Source organism: Bacillus sp. Brlt_9, assembly GCF_051948935.1.
Classification (GTDB): Bacteria; Bacillota; Bacilli; order Bacillales; family Bacillaceae_G; genus Bacillus_A.
In genome coordinates this window covers 504,394-525,951 of sequence record NZ_JAYJLO010000003.1, presented here as the reverse complement: position 1 = coordinate 525,951, position 21,558 = coordinate 504,394, and the positions used below count along the sequence as shown (strand labels likewise).

Annotated in this window: 23 protein-coding genes; 2 read left to right on the top strand and 21 right to left on the bottom strand. The window is 31.1% G+C overall.

Going from position 1 to position 21,558, the window contains the following annotated elements:
• Nucleotides 1-41: 41 nt before the first annotated feature.
• The 9 genes from VF726_RS15175 to VF726_RS15135 form a co-directional block, all read right to left on the bottom strand.
• Nucleotides 42-335 carry a hypothetical protein gene (locus VF726_RS15175; RefSeq protein ID WP_440169585.1) on the bottom strand — a complete coding sequence of 98 codons (294 nt, stop codon included), beginning with the start codon at nt 333-335 and terminating at the stop codon, nt 42-44.
• A gap of 203 nt (nt 336-538) precedes the next feature.
• Entirely contained in the window at nt 539-1,357 is an 819-nt protein-coding gene (gene nadE, locus VF726_RS15170; RefSeq protein ID WP_440169582.1) for an ammonia-dependent NAD(+) synthetase, read from the bottom strand.
• Between the two features lie 2 nt (nt 1,358-1,359).
• Nucleotides 1,360-1,989, bottom strand: coding sequence for a nicotinate (nicotinamide) nucleotide adenylyltransferase (gene nadD, locus VF726_RS15165; protein ID WP_440169579.1), 630 nt, complete (start codon nt 1,987-1,989; stop codon nt 1,360-1,362).
• 31 nt (nt 1,990-2,020) lie between these two features.
• Nucleotides 2,021-3,496 (bottom strand): nicotinate phosphoribosyltransferase, encoded by a 1,476-nt coding sequence (locus tag VF726_RS15160; protein ID WP_440169577.1) that lies wholly within the window; start codon nt 3,494-3,496, stop codon nt 2,021-2,023.
• A gap of 64 nt (nt 3,497-3,560) precedes the next feature.
• Nucleotides 3,561-4,109 (bottom strand): cysteine hydrolase family protein, encoded by a 549-nt coding sequence (locus tag VF726_RS15155; RefSeq protein WP_440169574.1) that lies wholly within the window; start codon nt 4,107-4,109, stop codon nt 3,561-3,563.
• Between the two features lie 71 nt (nt 4,110-4,180).
• Nucleotides 4,181-4,957, bottom strand: a complete 777-nt coding sequence (locus tag VF726_RS15150; protein ID WP_440169572.1) for an NUDIX domain-containing protein — start codon at nt 4,955-4,957, stop codon at nt 4,181-4,183.
• A 206-nt stretch (nt 4,958-5,163) separates the two neighbouring features.
• Entirely contained in the window at nt 5,164-5,355 is a 192-nt protein-coding gene (locus VF726_RS15145; RefSeq protein ID WP_088363436.1) for a hypothetical protein, read from the bottom strand.
• Between the two features lie 323 nt (nt 5,356-5,678).
• Nucleotides 5,679-6,146 carry a hypothetical protein gene (locus tag VF726_RS15140; RefSeq protein WP_440169570.1) on the bottom strand — a complete coding sequence of 156 codons (468 nt, stop codon included), beginning with the start codon at nt 6,144-6,146 and terminating at the stop codon, nt 5,679-5,681.
• A 381-nt stretch (nt 6,147-6,527) separates the two neighbouring features.
• Nucleotides 6,528-6,866: a hypothetical protein gene (locus VF726_RS15135; protein WP_440169567.1), complete on the bottom strand. Its 339-nt coding sequence runs from the start codon at nt 6,864-6,866 to the stop codon at nt 6,528-6,530.
• Between the two features lie 225 nt (nt 6,867-7,091).
• Between VF726_RS15135 and VF726_RS15130 the strand changes: the two genes are divergently transcribed.
• The gene (locus VF726_RS15130) at nt 7,092-7,712 is read left to right on the top strand and encodes a hypothetical protein (protein ID WP_440169565.1); all 621 of its coding nucleotides are present in this window, start codon (nt 7,092-7,094) and stop codon (nt 7,710-7,712) included.
• 41 nt (nt 7,713-7,753) lie between these two features.
• On the opposite strand, the gene VF726_RS15125 is transcribed toward VF726_RS15130, so the two are convergent.
• The 3 genes from VF726_RS15125 to VF726_RS15115 form a co-directional block, all read right to left on the bottom strand.
• On the bottom strand, nt 7,754-8,686 hold the full coding sequence (locus VF726_RS15125; RefSeq protein ID WP_440169562.1) for a hypothetical protein: 933 nt from the start codon (nt 8,684-8,686) through the stop codon (nt 7,754-7,756).
• Between the two features lie 2,193 nt (nt 8,687-10,879).
• Complete coding sequence (locus tag VF726_RS15120) at nt 10,880-11,851, bottom strand: hypothetical protein (protein WP_440169560.1); 972 nt, start codon at nt 11,849-11,851, stop codon at nt 10,880-10,882.
• A gap of 112 nt (nt 11,852-11,963) precedes the next feature.
• Complete coding sequence (locus VF726_RS15115) at nt 11,964-12,194, bottom strand: PspC domain-containing protein (protein WP_440169558.1); 231 nt, start codon at nt 12,192-12,194, stop codon at nt 11,964-11,966.
• 462 nt (nt 12,195-12,656) lie between these two features.
• Between VF726_RS15115 and VF726_RS15110 the strand changes: the two genes are divergently transcribed.
• A complete protein-coding gene (locus tag VF726_RS15110; RefSeq protein ID WP_440169555.1) occupies nt 12,657-12,857 on the top strand; it encodes a hypothetical protein in 201 nt (66 codons plus the stop codon).
• Nucleotides 12,858-12,881: 24 nt separating this feature from the next.
• On the opposite strand, the gene VF726_RS15105 is transcribed toward VF726_RS15110, so the two are convergent.
• The 9 genes from VF726_RS15105 to VF726_RS15065 form a co-directional block, all read right to left on the bottom strand.
• Nucleotides 12,882-13,082 (bottom strand): hypothetical protein, encoded by a 201-nt coding sequence (locus VF726_RS15105; RefSeq protein ID WP_440169553.1) that lies wholly within the window; start codon nt 13,080-13,082, stop codon nt 12,882-12,884.
• A gap of 78 nt (nt 13,083-13,160) precedes the next feature.
• The gene (locus VF726_RS15100) at nt 13,161-13,943 is read right to left on the bottom strand and encodes a hypothetical protein (RefSeq protein WP_440169551.1); all 783 of its coding nucleotides are present in this window, start codon (nt 13,941-13,943) and stop codon (nt 13,161-13,163) included.
• 180 nt (nt 13,944-14,123) lie between these two features.
• Nucleotides 14,124-14,525 (bottom strand): hypothetical protein, encoded by a 402-nt coding sequence (locus VF726_RS15095; protein WP_440169548.1) that lies wholly within the window; start codon nt 14,523-14,525, stop codon nt 14,124-14,126.
• Between the two features lie 94 nt (nt 14,526-14,619).
• Nucleotides 14,620-15,666: an SMEK domain-containing protein gene (locus VF726_RS15090; RefSeq protein WP_440169545.1), complete on the bottom strand. Its 1,047-nt coding sequence runs from the start codon at nt 15,664-15,666 to the stop codon at nt 14,620-14,622.
• 80 nt (nt 15,667-15,746) lie between these two features.
• Entirely contained in the window at nt 15,747-16,859 is a 1,113-nt protein-coding gene (locus tag VF726_RS15085) for an SMEK domain-containing protein (protein WP_440169543.1), read from the bottom strand.
• Between the two features lie 114 nt (nt 16,860-16,973).
• A complete protein-coding gene (locus VF726_RS15080; RefSeq protein WP_440170197.1) occupies nt 16,974-17,957 on the bottom strand; it encodes an SMEK domain-containing protein in 984 nt (327 codons plus the stop codon).
• 170 nt (nt 17,958-18,127) lie between these two features.
• On the bottom strand, nt 18,128-19,117 hold the full coding sequence (locus tag VF726_RS15075) for a hypothetical protein (RefSeq protein ID WP_440169542.1): 990 nt from the start codon (nt 19,115-19,117) through the stop codon (nt 18,128-18,130).
• 123 nt (nt 19,118-19,240) lie between these two features.
• Complete coding sequence (locus tag VF726_RS15070) at nt 19,241-20,242, bottom strand: hypothetical protein (RefSeq protein WP_440169539.1); 1,002 nt, start codon at nt 20,240-20,242, stop codon at nt 19,241-19,243.
• 175 nt (nt 20,243-20,417) lie between these two features.
• Complete coding sequence (locus VF726_RS15065) at nt 20,418-21,428, bottom strand: hypothetical protein (protein ID WP_440169536.1); 1,011 nt, start codon at nt 21,426-21,428, stop codon at nt 20,418-20,420.
• Nucleotides 21,429-21,558 lie beyond the last annotated feature (130 nt).

The window sequence follows — 21,558 nt, the reverse complement described above, 5'->3', positions numbered from 1 at the left end:
AAAAAATATCTTTTCACAGGTTTTTTCTCATCACACATCAATCAATCGTATTCTTGTAACCTTTTAAGCCAAGATTCCCACTCAGAAAGTTCTTTACGATAACAGTTTAAGAGTTTTTCACGTAAATATTCACTATCAGCTACAGCTATAACAAAATCAGGATCATTTATTATCCCTTTTGCCCTCTCTCTCATTTCTTCTATATCAAATTGATCGTTTTCTAACTTAGTTAAGTCCTGTTCTAGAGACATAATCTTCATTTGATAGAACGGAAATACTTCTATCTCTGCTCTTCTATGTTCAATCGATTTCTCCAGATATTTATCATCTAGCATATTTCTCCCCCTATTCTTTCGTTATAAAAATTATTTTCAATAGAAACAAAAAAAGACCTGTCTTTTAATCGACAAGTCTTTTTAAGTATCTACAAATTTTTATAGTACAAAATCATCGGGAACTACCTTGTACTTTCAGGACTAGTATATTTTCGCTCACTTATTATATGTCATTGGTTTGAGAATAGCAACAAATAATATTTCTATCTCCACCATTCATCAAACATACTAGCAGGTAGATTTCTTTTATGTCCACTTTGCAAATATCTATTTTCTATTTTCCTAGCTACTTCCTTAGATACTTTTTTTCCTTCTAAATAGTCGTCTAATTCATCATATGTTATACCTAATTCCGTTTCATCAGCTTGCCCAGCTTTTTCATCTAACAAATCAGCTGTAGGAGTTTTAAGATATAACCTTTCATCTGCTCCTAAAGCTTTAAGCAACTCTTTCCCTTGTCGCTTTGTTAATCCTGATAAAGGCAATAAATCTGCACCACCATCACCATACTTTGTATAGAATCCTGTTACAGCTTCAGCAGCGTGATCTGTTCCAACAACCAACATACCTTCCTGTCCGCCAATAGCATATTGAGTTATCATTCGTACTCTTGCCTTTACATTTCCTTTATTAAAATCTGTTAATCGCTCACCCATTACTGCTTCAAATTGTTTAGAAAAAGCATCAACCGTTGAATCAATATTAAATGTGTTCGTACGATCCGGATTAATATATTGTAAAGCCAATTGAGCATCATCTTCATCCTTTTGCACTCCATATGGAAGTCGTACAGCTACAAATTCAGCATATAACCCTTCTCTTCTTAACTCCTCTACCGCGATTTGAGCTAAACGTCCTGCCAATGTTGAATCTTGCCCACCACTAATACCTAATACATATCCTTTTGCCTTTGTCTTTTTAAGGTACATTTTTAAGAAATCAATTCTATGTCTAATCTCTTCTTCAGGAACAATTTTTGTTTTTACATTTAATGCATTAATAATTTGCTTTTGAAGGCACATTCTTATTTACCCCCCATATACAATTGGTGTTCTTTAATATAATCATAACATTCAGCCGGCATTAGATATTTAGGATCTCCGCCTCTTTCAAATTCTTGACGAATATAAGTTGAGCTAATTTCCATTTGAAAACCTTTATCTATATTAATGAACTTCGGTTTATCTAAACTTTCGTAGTTACGTAATATCGGAGAAGTCGCAATCACGTTAGCAACATTTATATTATTACGTGCCATTATTATGAATCTGTTTTCAGCGATTAATTCTTCTGTATGATCCCATTTCCCTTCAGCGATATCTACTAAAAGGTCTGCACCCATAATAAAGAATACTTCAGCATCTTTATATTTATTTCTGTAATGTCTCATTGTGTCACGAGTTGATATCTCCCACGCATTACGCTTCATTTCGTAATCATCGGCAATAAATTTCTCTTCACCTGCAATCGCCAGTTGTAGCATATTCCATCTATGTACATCTTCTGTTTGCATTATTTTATCCGTTCTTTTATTCGAGCACGGCCCAAAAATCACCTTATCCAACCCAAAACGGTCTGATATTGTATTCGCTGTCCATAGATGAACATTTGTAATTGGATCAAAGCTGCTACCATAAAAACCTATTTTCTTCATAATAAGTTGCCTCCAAATATTAAAAGTTTGTTTACAGTCGAACAAGTCTATTTTCAAGTACTTTTTCTTTCACTTCTTCAATATGATTCATTTTGTTATCCCAACAAGCCTGACTTAGATCTACTGGGTACTCTTCTGGATTCATTGTACGTTTATATTCATCCCAGATACGGCTAAGACTAAACTTTGTATAAGATTGAATTTCTTGCAACGTAGGTAATTCATATACCAATTCCCCATCTCTAAAGATTTCGCAATGTAAATCTCTTGCTTCAAAGTTTGTTACAAATTTACTGATATATGTATGCACAGGATGGAACATTTTTAATCGGTCATCATCTTGAGGATTTTCAGAATCCATAGCAATATAATCACCTTCTGATTTCCAATTTAGAGTATTAAAGATTCTATACACTTTCTTTAGTCCTGGTGTAGTTACTTTTTCAGGATTTGCACTTATTTTAATTGTATCTACCATCTTACCGTTCTCATCTTCAATAGAAACTAATTTATACACCGCACCTAACGCAGGTTGATCATAAGCAGTAATTAATTTTGTACCTATTCCCCAAGTATCGATCTTAGCTCCTTGAGATTTTAAATTTACAATTGTTTTTTCATCTAAATCATTTGATGCTATGATTTTAGTTTCAGTAAATCCTGCTTCGTCTAACATCATTCTCGCTGCTTTAGAAAGATATGCTAAGTCACCACTATCTAAACGTATTCCCTTAAAGTTAATCTGATCTCCTAGTTCCTTCGCTACTTGAATTGCTGTTGGAATACCTGATTTTAAAGTATCGTATGTATCTACTAAAAATACACAATCTTTATGACGACGAGCATATTTATGAAATGCAGTATACTCATCACGATAAGCTTGTACTAACGCGTGTGCGTGCGTTCCAGCTACTGGTATACCAAACATCTTACCTGCTCTTACATTTGATGTAGCTTCAAATCCACCAATATATGCAGCTCTTGTTCCCCAAATAGCAGCATCCATTTCTTGCGCGCGACGTGTACCAAACTCCATTGCAGTTTCATCGCCTAATACCTGTTTAATACGAGAAGCCTTGGTTGCAATCAATGTTTGGTAATTCACAATGTTGAGCAAAGCAGTTTCAATCAATTGCCCTTCGCCTAAAGGTGCTTCTATACGGATAATCGGTTCATTTCCGAATACTAATTCTCCTTCTACCATAGATCTAACTGTACCCGTAAAACGAATCCCTTTTAAATACTCAAGAAAGTCTTCTTTATAACCTAGTTCATTACGTAAATACTCAATATCTGTTTCTGTAAATCTAAAATTCTTTAAGTACTCTACCAGTCTTTCTAATCCAGCGAATACTGCATATCCATTTCCGAACGGTAACTTTCTGAAGAATAATTCAAACACAGCTTTTCGATTATGCATATTGTCTTCCCAGTATGTCTCAGCCATATTGATTTGGTATAAATCTGTATGTAAAGTTAAGCTATCATCTACGTAGTTTTTATTCATTGTTAGTACCTCCAGTTGTTTTCAAATAAATGTTATTTCAAAATGATTATTTTTATACGATCTGTTATCTAACTTCTGCTCCAAGACAATTTTTAAAATGCCCCAAAGCCCATTTGTGACCATCGGGATTAAAACTAGCAACCGCTTTTTCGTGAACTACAATCTTATAGCCCAGTGAATAAGCGGATACTGAGGCGTGGAGGACGCAAATGTCCGTGGCACAGCCCACAAGATGCACCTCTTCAATTCCACGTTCTCTCAATTTTAATTCTAAGTCTGTTCCTACAAAAGCGCTGTATCTTGTCTTGTCCATCCAATATACATTTTCTTTGTTTTTATTTTCTTGATATACCTTATCTAATTCCCCATACAATTTACGTCCTTCTGTCCCCTCTATATTATGTGGGGGATATAAAGTTGTTTCTGGATGGAAAGGATCGTTTTCTTTATGTAAATCAATAGCAAAAACCACAAAGTCACCATTCTCAATAAACTCTTTTGTAATCCTTACAACTTCTCCTTCAATCTTTTGGGCTGGTTCTCCGCAAGTCAAAGCCCCCTCTTTCGCTACAAAATCATTAGTATAATCAATATTAATCAATGCTTTCTTCATTGTAATTCCCCCTATAATTTAATAATGTTAATTAACAGTTACATAACTGTTAATTGTTATCGCTAAAAAAATTAATATCTAGCTATATATATTGAATTGAATACACCGTATTCCACGTATTGATATAGTTGAGCCGGTTGTTTTGACGTTCTTGAAGTTTTTTCACCAGGAACCTCAGCAATAAACGGCAATGTTTTTATTTTTCTAGCGAATTGTTCTTTTTGTTTAATCGCTGGGTGATCTGTTACCGTCAATAGTAGAGCTTGTAATTCGGAGTATGTGAATTTTTCCGGTAAAAACAACTTAGCAATCGTTGTTTGCAATAGGTCTATTGTTATTTGATTAATCGCATCACGAATAATTTGTTCGTGATCAAACGCTAAATCTAGATTAAAAACTTCATCTATAGAAAACAATTCTACTTCAGCTGCATCATCATTCGCTTTACGTTTATGTAAATAACTATCAGGAACAATTGCATAATGAGCATTCGATATGATCCAACCACGAGGATCTCTTCCAGGTTTATCATAAACCCCGTATTGTTTAATATGAACACCATTCACACTAGTTTCTTCTTCTAATTCTCTTACAGCAGCTTCAAGCGCAGATTCTTTTTCATCAACGAATCCACCCGGTAAAGCCCATTTACCTGCTTCTATATTCTTCTTACCTTCTTGATTTAATTCTGCACGTTTTATTAACATCAACATAAGAGACATAACAGGAGGCTTATGTTGTTCTGTTCGATCTGTATGGATAGTAAATACAGCTATATCTGATGTATACCCATCAGGAGTTCGATATTTTTTCACATCATATTGTTGTAACGCTTCGTTATTTGACACTTATTTCCCTCCTACATTTTATAAGTTGATTTTCTTTTTTTATTTTCCTTCTTTTTAATTAACAATTACACAACTGTTAATTGATATCTTTATTATATATTATATTTTTTAAAAGTCTACCCTTTTATTATTTTTTTAAAATAAAAAAGCCCACCAATTAAGATAAGCTTTTAGATACTATTAAATTTCATTAATAGATTTCTCTATTAATATTGCACTGCAACTGAAAATAAAGAAAGAGCCGAGCTACAGAAACTAACTACTGCTAGAGAACAAAATACCTTAAAGAACATACTAGCTTTCGTTTTCTTCTTATAATCTAATAGTACAGCCTCTACAATTGATCCACAAAATGCAACCATAAACACAATAACTGAAACAATAAATACGTATACCATCTGAGTACCCTCCCAAGGACAATTAAAAATAGAACAAAACAAAAAGGCGACATCTTGAATAGACGAGGCCTTCTTATTCTTAGCGTTATAATGCAAAACACTGATGACAAGAGAATCAAGATTAAAATGGAAAAAGTCTTAAGTAGCCTTCCATTTCAAGCAACCTTTTAAGATTACTTGTATAATGTCCATTGCAATACTTAAATAACTTTTTATAAAATCCTTGAGATAAATATAACAACCTTTTTTATGTTTTTCAATAGTTTATATGAAACTTTATTTATTTTTTTATTCTAATTTAAAATAAAGGAAAAACATACCTGTTATCCATTTATTAATTGAATCATTGATTTCACAAATTTAAGGGAATTCTTTCTGTTTTCTTCCTTTTTTTCAAGAACTTTATTTAAGTTCGGATGTCCGATAAATTGACTAGTCTCAATTAACCACATATGTGACCCTTCTTGCCTTTCTAAGCATTTCAGTTTTCCTTCAACACATTCTTTTCTAACTTCTTGTGTCGGTCGATCCAGTATTTCCGCAACATCACGAACCTTTAAATACTTTGGCATTACAACACTGTCGGTACGCATTACATTTTCCATCATCGTATCAATAGTGTATTTCTCATCCGCAGTTAGCTCTTCAAATAAACGTTCTTTAATTTCATTAAGCTCATCCACAATACTAATTAAATTCACATAGTTTTTTATCTTGTTAATGTTAACTCCATCTAATACATCTTTATTTTCATCTAACAAACTTATCATTGCACTAATATTATTCTTCAAAATACTCACCTATTTACATCTTTCATTATTTTTAAACGCAAAAACCACCTTGACTATCAAACAAGGTGGTTTTTGCTGAACACTTTCAGATTAAGATCTTATCCGTCGCAATTATGAACGATTTTACAACAAAGGTAGATAACTTTTGGGAAATAGACAATCTATAAATCAACTCGAATGCCTCAGTGGTAATAATATATCATTTTCATTCAAAAATTGCAACATAAAAATATGATACTTTTTATATTTTTATGTATTTTTCATACGTAGCATTCTATCCTTTTATTCTTTCTATCCATAACTTACTGCACCGGAAAATCTTCTAGATAAAACAAAAAAGCTTATTAACTATAAGCTTTTTATCACTGTTACCTTATTAGATTAGTTTAACGATTCCGGATCAGGTATATTAGTTCCAAATAGTTCTCCCATTTCCCATAGAACTTCACCCAATATTCCCATTCCATTATCATAATCTTCTTGTCTCATATACTCTTTACCTTTTTCGTTCAATTCAAATAGCTCTCCCATTTTATCGAACTGTTCCTTTGCAAACGTCTGCTTTGCGAAGTCATATAATGAATAAGCGTAATCTATTTTTTCGTCAGTTATATGTAATTGTTCCCTTAATTGCTCACGAATTTGATTTTCTGTGATCTCTAATTTCTTTTGGTCTGCCATATATATCATTTCTAAAGATACCATTTGCCATAAAATCATTCTTACCATTCCTTTTTATGTTTTTTACATACTAACATACTTTTATATGTTTGATCTATATACTAAAAAGTGTTTCTAAACTAGTAAATAATTCAATAGATAGTCATTATACAAGGTTTTCTATCTCCTTACTACCTTGTATAAAATAATATCATTAAAAAATTTTTATATATTTTATCTACAAAAATATTATAATGTAAAATATATAAAAAAGAGGTGACGCCAATGAACTACCATTTGTACTCTAATGCTATTATTGTAAAATCAAATCTTTCCACAGTTGCCCACCAAATGACTAAGCAAGATATATATTTTGAATGTAAAGATTATAATCACTTACTGGTTCTACATTTCGATAACACAAATAAAAACAAAGGTTTTGTTTCAGTTGTTAATAATACTCACTTACTACCTGCTGATGGCCGTAGAATAGCGGACTATGCGGTAGACTTCTTTCTTCTGGACGATTATGTCATTCTATTCACTGTATCCCCTTCAATTGCTCTACAGGCAATGCTGCGGATCAAAGAATGTTTTCCAGAGTTTACATATGAGATTATTAAGCACCCAATTGAACAAAATGATGCAACTACAAGTTTTATAGAAAAGTTTATACATAAAGAATTAAAACACGATAAAATTATAGAATTAACATTAGATAGTTTCTTTGGTTTCAAGGTTCTGTTCCGAAAAGAGAGTAAAGCCAAAATGGTCAAGTATTATACAAATGGATTAGTCCAATTTGGTATGTATAACGATCAAAAACATATAGAAGATATCTGTAGGTTTATCATTAACCTCGATCTTACATATAAAAAAGAGAAAGACTTGCTATCAAAAAGATAAGTCTTTTTCTTTTTTTATATTGGTACTTATCATTCTGAACACTAAATTTCAAAATCTTCTGCATCCCAAAGACTTAAAACATATTCTATTAATGCTTTCAAGTATGGCCGCATTACAACCGACTCAGTATCAAAATCTAAAATATAGTATCCTTGTTCGCATTTATAGTAACCTAATGATATAGAAGCCTCACCAAACCGAAAGTTATTTGTTTGATACACAGATGTATATAGTACGTCAACGATCATATCGATTTCTGCATTTTTAAACATCGAATAAATAAATTTCGGTGCAGCTGTATACCCAGGATTCATTCTTTGTGTAATAAGATCCATAGCCCTACTTTTCTCATCAAGACTTTGGCCAGCCCTAAATGGTGACGATATCAAGCATCCTTGTAGAAAATCAACTATATCCTGTATTTCCTTATCCGGCTTATTATGGTTCTTAATTCGTATCTTGCGAAGTAGATTATCACCATCAAACAAAGCAAAAGACAAAGACTTGGTTACGACATCACTCTGAATATAAACTTCTGTTAAACAATCCTCTACAAGTACTCTCCCCCTTAAGAAAGAGAATAATACTTTACTATATTCCGCGAAAAGACGTTTATAGACACTAGTAATTAAAACTTGTTTAGATAAACGAAGTTCCATTTCAGTTGATAAATCCGCGCGAAGGTCCGTTTTAAGATCATCTATAAAGACTTTAAATCTCTCCATAAACATAGGGAACTCTTTAGTATCCGTTACAAACCTGTAAAAGTATTTCAGAGGATTAACTCGAAGTTTAATTGTTCCGTGTATGTGATGATAACGTATAGTAATTAGATCGTTGAACGAAAAATCACTAGTACCACTTTTATGATCCACCAATTGGATATCAACTCTTCTAATCCATTTATCTAGCTCGTTTACTTTTATTAAACCGGATATCAATGTAGTTAAACGTAATCTTATCTCTCTATGCATTACCAATTCATTCTTTTCCGTTTTCATAATGACTCTCCCTTTTTATGGACAATCAAAAAGGCCTTCCGCTGCAAACGAAAGACCTTTTTGAAATGATACTCAGATTGATAAAGAAGTATTGTGTCAGATCACTTGTAATAGTTTAAAGTTACTAACTTAACTAAGACGGAGTATGGTGTCATCTTATACAGATTAAGGGTAACCGCCTTAGTTAAGTCTTACCAAAACTCTACAACCAATATAGCACTTTTAAAAAACATAATCAACCGAAAACATATTACGTTTTATATTTTATATGTTTTTTATAAACAAAAGACCTGCCGCGGAAACGACAGGTCTTTTGTTTATGGGAATTTCGACGCATAGATCAATTGCTGTTAAACTAGATGTCGATGGATTATCCTACCTGTATACATAATTTGAAGGATCGAATTACTGTAAGTAGATAGCCTCAAAATCAAATTAAAACGGAACATCTTATTCGGTAGGGAAAATATAGAGAATCATCTTTAACTCTTTTTTCGAAGCTTTACCGAAAGTATATCAAAACACAAAAATAATTTCAATATAAAAATAAAACCTTTTATATTTTTTTGATTTTAAACCGATAATATAATCGCCATTACTTAAATCAATATATACAAAAAGCTACCGCATTGACGACGATAGCTTTTTCAAAAATACCTTAATACTCCGATGATCTTCACAGATACTCACGTTTTTTGTATGTAAATAAGATATTAAAAGAAGAAATATTCAAGCTCAACAACACTTGAGATTGAACTATGTTGGACAACAGCACTTAAGCATTAATTAGAAAACTCTTTTATGTAGAATCAATAAAATATGTGTATTCTATGTACTCTTAACCCCAGGGAGGGTTATTGATTCCACATAAGATTATTCGTTTAAGCTCATCTACGATTATATCAGACCAGAACATTTGTTTCAATATAAAAATATATTACTATTTATATTTTCAACTATTTACAAACACAAAAAAAGGTTGCAATCACAACTGTGATCACAACCTTTTTCTAGCACGTTAAACACTTTAGTAAAAGAGGAACTCAACGTCCCTATGCCAAAACTCGTCAATAAAAATAATGGAATTGTACTACACCTAACAACTTAACCAATATGCTATTCATCGCAGATAACATCGTTCTTCTTACATAGGAGAGATGCCAAGTTGTCGTCGTATAATGATGGTAAAGAACTCGTATATTTAATATATCAGACGAGCACTTAATTATCAATAAAAAAACATATAGCCTTTTATATTTTGTTTCCTAAAATCAAATAAAAAACTAACGTAGCTACGTTAGTTTTTTATACCGTTATATATATAGGATGTTTCGGGAAAAAAGTTATGCCGGATGATACTAGTCTGATCTCTACACGAACCGCGAAGTAATATTTATACAGAAATTTAAACAAATTGATTCTAAATTCTTTTTGCGCCAGAACTCTTTGAATCATTATTTATTTAAACCTCCGATACAAACACTATTAAGCTTCGAATATAATATATCAAAACTATGAGGTTTTTTCAACATTAAAACATAAAAGGCTTTATTTTAATTGTACAATAAATAAAAAAAGAAGCTCCTAATAAGGGGCTTCTTTTTTTATGACGTTTGCATATCAAGAAAACACAAAACATACGATATTAAAGTTGGGAGTCTTTAACGTTGAGTAATTAACAAACATCTTAGAGCATAGCAATACTATGACGTGCTCTCAAAACCGACCAGCTATCTTGGAACAGCTAACTAGCGAGCTAATCAGCTCATACAAGTAATATATCAAAATGAAACAAAAATTGCAATATATAAATAAAACTTTTTATATTTTTACCCGTTTTTTATTTATGGTTTTTAACTTTACAAATAAACCAAATTACTATAAATATCTTTTTCACTTATACTATCTTCCTCGGAGATAGAATTCTGTAACTTATTAAGCCTTATCCCCTATTCCCCCCTTATAAACGGGAAAACGCATTGTAGTGATTCTAACTTAAAATCTTATCTGTTCTGGGGAATAAGATTTTACATTAGACTACAATGCGCAAATGAAAAGGTTGAAACATACGTTCTGTTTGAATGTTATTCTTTACTTTCTGTATTTTACACAACTCATTTATGTTTTGCAACAGTTTTTTATATTTCATTAAAAATATATTAAGTATTACGCTTTTACTACTTTAAATTCTGATTGTGATACTGAATTAACTATTTTCTGTTTTATATCACTTAAAGTTCCCTTCAAAGTGATTTTTGCGGCTTCTACATCCACCATATAGCAACCATAGTCTGATCTATAGCATCTTACCTTAAAGTTAAACAAATCATTTTTTACCACAAAATTAAGTGGTACAGATGTATACAATATATCAAATGCCGGTTCTTCAAAATGTTCCTTGAACATATCTATCACTTTCTTATTTGTCATCCCCCTATCATTTTTAAAGGTATTGAAAATTAATCTACTTAACAACCATTCTTCTTCCCCTTTATCAGCACTAAAAGCTCTTTGAAGAGACTTGGTATTTAATTTTTCAAAAATTTCTTTTTGGTTAATTTCTTTAATTAGATCCCTTACGTCTTTTTCTCTAAACCCTTTGATATCCATAATAATTGTGAACTGATCAAATTCTCTTACTAATTCAGCACCATAGTACATTGGTTTCTTAATAATTATTGACGTAGAGCATTCCACAATATAAAAAGTTAAATCTATATACGAAAATAAAACTTTCCCAAACTTCCCTCTCAGAATGAGATAAAAATCTGAAAACCATTTATACTCTTCAATCCTTTCTTCTGACTCTTTCTTTATCCTAACATTATAATCTGTGGTAAATAACTTTATGAATCTTGTTAATGCTGCAACGTATTCAGAGAGTTCCTCAATGGATCCGATTATACAAAAGATATTTTCGAACTCAAAAATATCGAACTCGTTCATATCCCGATTCATATAAATTGAAAGTTGTCCCATTCCATATAAACTGTACTTCACACAGCCATCATCCTCAAATATTACAAAACAGGATTTACCTTCTACCCATTTAGTTAATCCTGAGCTCCGGACCAATTTTTTAATTCCCGTGAACAATTCATCTTTATCTTTAAACAAACTTTGCATACTTACTTGCATATGTATCTCCTTTTTAAGAGTTATTTCACTTATATTTGATAGCTTAACTCTTATCAAATTCACATCGTAAAAAACTTGTATAAAAAGAAATAAGACTTGTATAAAACAAGTCTTATTTCACTTTCTCTTTTTCTTCCTCTTCCAATTGATCCACTTCATCAGGTTCTATTGGAATTATAATAGCCGCAAGGATATATAAAATGAATAACGGGAAAATACCTAAAAATATTGTTAGTGCAGCATATACCAAGCGTAAAATAGTAGCATCAACATTAAACGCATTAGCAAATCCACCTAACACACCAGCTAACATTTTATTTGTTTTGGAACGATATAATTTCAATTCCTTCACCTCCATTTCTTCTTTATATCCTTTTTTAATAATTTGTGAAGAAATTACACGTATAAATTTCCTGAATAATCGGTATCCGATGGAATAAATATATGGATATTTTTTGTTAATTACATATAATGAGAATATAGGGACATAATTTATATTGAAATTAAGTCTCCCATTATTTTCTCGAAACGATTTTTTATAGAGATGTGATTTAGTTATGAGCAGAATACACTTCAACGAATTACCAGACTTCATACAACATAAAATAAAATAATGCGTGGCGAAACACCCATACCATCAAGAAAACCATATAAAAGAAAAGTTATTTGGTCCTATCCAGCCCAATAAATTTTTCCTAACAATCCAGAAATGCAAGACTACTTTATTAAGCAAAAAAAGAAAAAAGATGCTTATTAATTTAGAATCTTTTTATTCATTTTTACTAAAATGCGAGGTGATTGTGATATGTCTAAAATAGAATTTAATCAACTACCTAAATCAGTTCAAGACGTACTAAAGGTAATGCGTGGTGAAACGGAACTCAAACCAAGACCACGAATTAAACCAGTAGACTTTTTATCATATAAAGCTGATGAAATTTTCCCTAACAGTCCGGAGATGCAAAGATATTTTAATAAGCAAAAAGAAAAAAGAAAAAACCTCTAAATATAATTTAGAGGTTTTTAAAATTTAATTAGACGTTAAGATATCTTTTATATCTTCCAAAAACAGTTCATTATTAGACATTGCTTGTTTTTTAGCACTAATGATACCTGATTTGTGTTCATTTTTTTGATAGGCACTACTAGCAATTTGCTTTGCCTTTTGAATATATTTATCCTTCCACTGCATATCCTGACCTTTACCTAATCCATTACCTGCTAGCCTCATTTTAGACACACTCCCGCTCTCAATCCTCGTCCTTTTACTTCACAATTATCTTCTATGTTATGATTCTATACTTATGTATTAAGATAGTTCATTAACAAGGATACATAATCGATTCATCTCAAAATAAGTTTTTCCTGCCTCTGTAATACCTTTAACCATATTTCCTTCATATGCTGAAAATTTACGGTTTCGGCTTTTCATTACAACAGCATAAACTTCTCCCTCGAATTCTAAAGAGTAAACCATATAATTCGGTTTGAACACTATACCAGCATTCTCTATTGAAGCTTTACCGGTCTCTAAAGAAGTTTCTGCCATATCTTTCAATGGACCTTCTTCTAGACCAACAACTTCATCGCCTTTTAGAATTTGAATAGGAATATTGAGTTTCGTATGTTCTTTTAAATAGATATGTAATTCTTCAAATAGCATTTCAAGAACCTTCTCATATCCATCGTCTTTGCTAATAGATGTTAAGACTTCATTTTTAACATCTTCGTTAAGCACTTCAGATAAAAAGAATACACTATCTACTGCGTCTTTAGCTTTGTCATAAATCGCTTTTTCTTTCGCTTCTAATTCGACTTCAAACTGGAAAAATTTAAATTTCTTTAAACTTTTGAACGCACTTGGAATCAACATTGAAACAAAAATAAAAAACATTAATAATGCCAAGGCCTTTAATGCTGCAAGAGAAAATGGTGTAAAGAATAATTTTGCAAATTCATTTTTAAATTGTAACTTTTGTGTAGTAAGTTCTTGGTAACAATTATAACCATAGTACGTTACAACTAAAAACAGACCTGCAATTAACAGGTTAACACCGTGTTCTTTAATAAATTTAATGCACTTTGTAAACACTAGCAACAGCTCCTTTTGATTTTTCTTTGATGTACGCATTAATTCTTAAAGATGTAAAAGAGTTTCACCTCCTCTGAAAAGATTCTACTCATTTATCTGATTTTTTTAGAAAATAGCTGAAAAATCTCATAAGAAAAAAGACTTATAGTTTAATATAAGTCTTTTTGTTTTTTATATTTTTTAGATCACTGCCGCAAAGGCTATTGCTGCTACATTTTTCGGACTCACTTTAACAATCGGATTATTAAAGTCAAGAATAAGATATTCTAATAGAGATTCCATATTTTTATGTGAGTTACGATCTAAAGTAGATTCACCATTATGTAAGTTAACAATGAAATAGTTTTCATCCCCTTCTCGTTGTTCGTTTGTCTTTTGATGAACTATTAGATACCTATCCCCTTTTGCACATATAACAACGGCCCCTGGCTGCATCTCACTTCTCCAAAGCTCCATCTTTTCTTTAGTTATTAAAAGGTCGTTTACACTATTTATATCTTTAGTAACAACATCTTTATTCATAAGCGTTAAATCAAACTCCAGAATTTTCTTGTTTAATTGAACAATATATTTTTGTTCCATAACTACACTACTCCCTCGTTTTTTAGGATTATACATCGTAGAACAAGATATAAAACAAAAAAACAAAAAGAGCCCGTTAAATTACAGGCTCTATCTATAATTTTACATCAGTTGCGAGTAACACGAACTTTAAATCCACTAGTATTTCTTCCAAAGGTAATTTCAAATGCTTAGCAGCTTCTATTATATAATGCAAACAGCCTGCTTCTGTAGAATATCCATCAAGAGCTAGTTCACTATGATAATCTTCTAACACTTCATAACTAAGGATACCTGCCTCCTCTAATAAACTAATCTCCTCATAATATGTTTCCTCAGGAATTTTAATCACTCTTTTAATAGTTTCATTCCTTACATAATAAGTACTCATAGTATGATTGTATTTAGACCAACCCGCAACCGTATAATAGAACTCTCTTGTAATACGCGGTAGTCTTTTCAGAACTTCAAAAAGCTCCCTACTGGCCTCATTAATATCTCTCATATCATTCGGATCCATTTCCTTGCCTTCTTTCTCCTTATACACCAAAGCAATTTTATTACAATTAATAAAGGCAGTATCTGAAACTCTTTCTACACTCGGTAATATTGATACATTCTTACCTGTAGGTGTAGAATCAAAACCGAGCTCACCGTATACTTTTATTAAAGACTTTTCAAGATAGTCGTATACTTCTTTAATTTTATCAACTGGCAGCGGTACAATATCCCTTACTAAATCATCTAAATCAAGTATATCTTTTTCGGTAAACCTTAATTTATCCGCTAGTTGTCCATTTATAGAGCGGTAGGATTTTTGTTTCTGGCCTAGTATTACAATAAGAAATTTATCATATTTATTTTTCTGAACCACTGTTATTTTTTCTAACGTATGATTTATCTTATCTGTAGTCTTTACTGTTGTAACTTGTACCCCTATACGATTATATTCATCCCCTAAATCCAATCCCGGTTCATTTAAATGCTCCCCATTTAAATTCACCAAGCTATATCCATAGATAATATTCATTAAGTCTCTTACAAAGTTTTCACAATATGTATTTAGATCAAAGAGTCCTTGTTTGCCCCTTATATCCAGCGCATACCTTAATGGCGCTAAATTATCTACTATTTTCCCTATTAAATCCCCTTGTGTTAACATTTTCTCCCTCCAATAAAGGAGTAATATTCTAAAACTATTAATCACTCCTTTTTATTTTCAATTTTTTAGGAACTCGTTTTCTATTCTATTGCAAATGCAGATAAATCACATTTAACCAGCACATCTTCTAGATTTATGCTTTTCGCATTAACAAAATCAAGAATATTACCTAATGCATAATAATTTTTACATAATCCCGATAGTATTATCGAAATATTGCCATCAAAATCGTCGTCACATTTAATTAAATCATCATCATATAATAACCTAAGTTCCTCATTATATACCTGTTCAGTCAAATTAACAGAACGTTTCATTTTATTGTAGTTAACACACATTGCATCATACTTCGTACTATGTTCCGACTTAATAACTAATGCATAAAAAAACTCTCTAGTGGAAGGGGCTAGAGAAATAAGCGCATTCATTAGGGTTCTTATCCCCTCTTCTATTTCACTTGCATCCTTTTCACTGATGTCCGCATTAAACTCTTCCTTGATAAACTCCACCAACGCCTTACAATTTGAGAAATTTAAAGTTGGAGTTTCTTTTAGCAAACCGGAACCATCTTCAATGTCAATTTCACGATAGACTTTTATTACTTCACTCTGGAGGAATTCATCAACTTCTTTCATTTGATTAGCCGTTAGTGAATTAATGCGTAATAATAAGTCAGTTATGTCTAAAATATTGTCTTTGGTGAAGTTTACCGGTCTAGCTAGTTCATCCTTAATAGTATAGGTCTTTTGTTTTGTCCCTAAAATCAGCACAATAAACTTTTCATACGTTTCCTTTTGTTCATCAGTCATTTTATCTAACGTTTCATTAATTTTTGCTGATGATTTATTTGTCGTAACTTGAATAGCAACTTTTTGAACTTTGTCACCTAAATCCATTCCAGGTTCATTAAAATTTTGTTCATTTAAATTTTCCAAGTTATAACCATACATTAAGTTTAGAAGATGCTTAGAAAAATCCTCACAATACTTGTGTAAATCAAATAGCGATAACTTCCCCCTTATTTCAAGAGTGTACGCTAAATAGATTAATTGTTGTCCTATACTTTTTGATAATTGCTCTGTATGTAATATAATAGTAACCCCCTCATTTCTCCTGTTTTTTTCTCGAAAATTACTAAAACAAACTTTCGATAACCTATATATGCATATATAATTATACCTATTTCTACTCAATATAAAAAGCTCATTATAAACAATGAGCTTTTTATATTGAAGTTACTTTATAGTCGGAACACCCGACCACTATTTAAAAGTGGCTTAGTTACTCTTTTACCACCTTTATATATACTATTCTAAAGCGAATGCCGATAAATCAAATTTAAGTATAACGTCTTCTAATTTTACTTTTTTTTCATCAACAAACTCTAGAATATGATTTAGTGCATTGTTCTTACTACATAATCCTGAAAGAACTATAAATAAATTTTCTAAATAATCTTCTTCAAAATCTATTAGATTATCAGTTTTTAATATATTTAATTCCTCAATGTATTCCTGTTCAGATATCGGAACAAATCGTTTCATTTTTTCGTAACTAATACAAATAGCATCAAAATCACGATTGTATTTCGCTTTAATTACTAAATTCAAAAAAAATTCTCTTGTGAGTGGCGGGAGTGAAATAATAGCATTTAATAGATCTCTTATCCCCTCTTCCATCTCTCTTTCCTGTTCTTCAGTAATATTTAATGGATCCCATTTAATCTCGTAATGCTCCACCAATGCCTTACAATTAGGGAATATCAAAGTAGGATTTTCTGATAACAAACTTAACCCCTTACCACATTCAAACAACCAAGATACTTTACAAAGTTCAGATTTTAGAAAATCATTAATTTCCATCATCTGTTCTATAGTCAGTGTATTAATGCGACGCATTACGTCCGCAATATCTAATATATTTTCCTTAGTAAAACCAACTTGTTCAGCTAAGTCTTCATTAATCGTATATTTCCTTTGTTTATAACCTATAATGAAAATCATAAAACTTTTGAACATTTCTTTTTGTTCGTCCGTTAGTTTTTTTAGCGTATCATTAATCTTTTTTGATTTTTTATTAGTTGTAACCTGAAATGCAATTTTATTATCTTGATCTCCTAAATCCATACCTGGTTCATTAAATTTTTTTAAGTTTAAATTTTCCAAGTTATATCCGTAAACTTGATTTAGAAAATGAGCGGAAAAATCCTCAGAATATTTATGCAAATCATACAGCGCCAACTTCCCTCTACTTTCTAGTGAAAAAGCCAAATAATTTAATTGTTCTTCTATACTTTTAGATACAGGTTCTCTTTTTAGTATGGTAAACCCCTCTCTTCCTCTTTTTAACCCACGATATTACATTTCTAATAGCTAACAGATGATACATATGTATATATTTAATTATACCCATTTCCAATGAATATAAAAAGTTCATTGCTCTCAATGAACTTTTTATTTTTTTATATAGTAGTTACTTTAAATTCAGTACTCTCTACCACCTTTAAACAATGGCTCAGTATTCCATCTACATCCTTTTTATATATGATTCTATTGTTATCTCTATCAATCAAAAAACAGCCTGAATCATATTTATAGTATTTTACATCAAATCTTATATAGCTATTATTAATAACCAACGTCTTTTCAGCCATCGTATAAATGATACTAAACAGACTATCTGACAAATCCCTTTCCAAGTACTCTAGTATATTATCCACATCTTTAATATATTGATGCCTTGTTTTCGCATTAAACAACATACTCAAGTCGTTTTTAAATTCATCCGCAGTACGGAATGTACTAGATAGTATTCTTGCATTTAATTTATCTTTAAAATCATTGTGAGAAATTAAACCATCTACCTTGTCCTTAAATTTTTCATTTAATTTCTTTAACCGTATTTCCATTTGAATACCTTTGAACTTAACCGTATTTCTCCCTTCTTCAGATGCATCTTTTATTACTATAATTAGACCATCTTCACCTACATAGAAAGTGTTTTTACGAACATCAAAAATCAGTTGATCAAATTCCTTTGCCAGTCTAATATACAAACTTGAAATCCACACAAACTTCTCTAGCTCATTTTCACAGTTCTCATATCTCTGTAACTCTAAAATGGTGTTTAATTTGTGTAAAACGTTTTCTAAGCTTGCGACTAATGACGGGTATTCTTTTGACGAACCAATAACATCAAAAAAATTCAATTCAGTAAAGTAAAGAAAATCAAACTCGTTTTCTTTTGTGAAGTATCTTATTTTAAACAATCCTTTAAAACTATACCTAAATACTCCATTTTCCACTTCTACTTTTATATCGTTGTTACTAACCCACCGACCTAGGCCAGACTCTCGCACTGTCTCCATCAAAAATTGAAGTAGTTTTTTCTGATCTAGCTCTTGTACTCCATTATTAGTAATATAAAAATCATTTTTATTCCACGTACACATATAAATCGACTCCTTGAATTTTTTGATATTGTAACCCAAATGAAAATTTTTTGGCTTTAATATCAAAATTAGCTGCTTCCCACATATATTAGATAAATAAAAAAGACTTATTATTAATAAGTCTTAATACTCTATATCGTAGTTAACAATTTGTTTATGTTGTGAATATATAGAATTCAAACAATAGGTTACTAATTCATCTTCAGATTTCATATATATTACTTTTTTATCCTCAATCGATATGCAAAGATATCCTGCATCACATTTATAGTATTCGACCCTAAAAGAGTAAAAAGGTTGTTTTACAGTAATCCCCTTCTTAGCTAAAGTAAATAAGATATCAAATAGTTCGTTTGGTATCTTTTTCTCTATATTCTTCATCATTCGATTCACAAAGGCTTTAGACTTATCCTTTGTTACTTTTTTAATAAATAAATCATAATTAATTCCTTCATAATTAATCCCCTTTTCAAAAGCACTAGAGAGTAATCTACTTCTTAACTTTTCAAACACTTCATTTTCTCTTAGCAGCAATTCTAAATGTTCCACCTTAGTTTCCTTCATATAGTACTGTTTGATAACAAAACGATTATCTTCTTCAATAATCTGTTGCAAATCTTGATTAAGAACCCTTTCAATTTTTATTTCAGTATCAGTTTCTTTTACATAAAAAGTTTGTGTTTCGAGGTTGAATAGCACATCAAACTCATTTAGTAATCGCTGATGAAAACCAGCTATCCAACTATAGCTTTCACACTTCGCGATTTCACTTTCATTCCATCGTAAAGCGACAGTCTCTTCAAATTTTGCAATGAACTTTTTGATAGTTGCAAAATACTCAGGGAACTCTTCACTACTTCTTAATGTGTTATACATTTCTCCAAGAGTTTTGAAATAAATCCTAGTTTCCCCGGTTTCTTTGACCATTCTGATAGAAAATGTATCGTAAACATCTACATCTTGATACGAAGGTGAATCTACAACTTCTACCGTTTTATTTTGAACCCATTTATGTAACCCAGTAACACTTGCTATTTCACTCATAATTATGTTTAGTTTCTTAGGTACTACCTTATAGCCCCTCTTGTATTCTTTAAACATATCATCCTTAACCCATCTCTTCATTTCAAATTTCTCCTTATCGAACATTTTTCTTATTTTACCTATTTCTAATCGACATTGGTGAAAAAGATGTAATACAAGCAGCCTGGAGCCAAAACCATTTAGCATATTAGAAAATAAAATGGGGCATATAGTGCTGATGAACAAAAAGAAAAGACTTATCGCAAGGATAAATCTTTTAATGTTTATTACTTCTTATTACCTGTCGAACTAAGATCTTCTTCGGCTGTTTTTGGATAGATTCTAAACAATGTGCAATCATTTGGTCTTCTGTTTCCATAAAAATAACCTTTTTATCAGTTAAATCGATGAAAAAGTATCCCGCATCACACTTGTAGTAGTCTATATTGAATGAATAATATGGTTGTTGGACAGAAATAGCTCTACAAACTAAAGTATATAAAGTTTCAAACAATGTACCTGGTACACTCTTCTCAATATACTTCATCACTCTAGGTTTAGCACTAAACATTCCATAACCTAACCTATCATTGAATAACTCTTCATTTATTAACTCATAATCAATATTAGAACCAAATGCTTCAGTTAATGCTTTAACTTTCAGCTTTTCAAACATATTGCTTTGCTCTAACAACTGCTCCAGATCCTTAACGGAATCTGTTCCAAGATTTTCATATTCAATTACGAATCCTTCATTACTTTCAAACACATTTTGTAGCTCGCTGGCCATAACCCATTTCAATCTAATTTCTTTATTGCAATCCTTAATAAAGAATGTCATTCTTCCTAGATTAAACATAACATCGTACTCACTCAATAGTCTTTGATGGAAGTTTGCAATCCATTTCACACTTTTGAAATTCGCCACTTCAGTATCGTTCCATTTTAAAGGGACAACACTACTAAATCCTTCAATAAACCTCTCTACTGCCTTGATATATTCAGGGAACTCTTTGCTGCTATTTAACATATTATACATATTTCCCATCGTTTCTAAGAAGAATAGAACTTCCCCATCGATTTTCATTAATCTTAGAGAGAATGTTTCGAAGAATTCTATATCTTGGTACGAACTTGTTTCTTTCACTATTACTGTTTTATTTTTAATCCATTTATGTAATCCAGTCACTTCTGCTAGTTCTGCCACGAATATGTTCATTTTTTTCTCATTCACTTTATAACTTGTCTTAAGTTTCTTAATAATATCTTCTTTCGCCCATTTATTCATTGTTATTAGCTCCTTTAAATGTTTTATATATTCTACTGACTTCAAGTATATTCAGGGAAAAAAATATAAATTTCTTTAACAAGTTTCGAACCATATTCAAGATATATATTTTTCTTCGCATATAAAAAAC